The organism is Brachybacterium epidermidis (genome assembly GCF_015209585.1).
GTDB classification, from domain to species: Bacteria; Actinomycetota; Actinomycetes; order Actinomycetales; family Dermabacteraceae; genus Brachybacterium; species Brachybacterium epidermidis.
Window position 1 is genome coordinate 98371 of sequence record NZ_JADEYR010000012.1, and the last position, 422, is coordinate 98792.

Below are 422 nucleotides of genomic sequence, written 5' to 3' on the forward strand. Positions count from 1 at the left end.
GGCGGCGGGCGACGGCGGGCGGGGGGGGCGGGGCGGCGCGGGGGGGGGCCCGGGGCGGGGCGGCGGCGGCGGGGCCCGGGGCGGGGGCGGGGGCGGGGCGCGGCCGGGGGGGCACAGCGGCGGGCCCGCCAGGACCACGGTGGCCGTGGTGAGCAGCAGCTCGCCCCGCGGCCGGATCCGCATGCCGCCCTGGCGCCGGCGCGCCTGGACCCGCCGGGGAGCCGGCAGCGGATCGGGGGCGGGCGCTGCGCCCCCGGCCCCCTCAGCGAGGTCCGGTGGGTCCCGCGGATCGCGGACCGGTTGCGCGGAAATCAGCTGCGGTCCTGGACCGTGCTGGTCGATGCGGCGACGCAGGGTGCGGTCCTGGTCATGGAGCACGGAATCCACCCACATCCGGTCATCCAGCCGGGCCATGGAGGTGG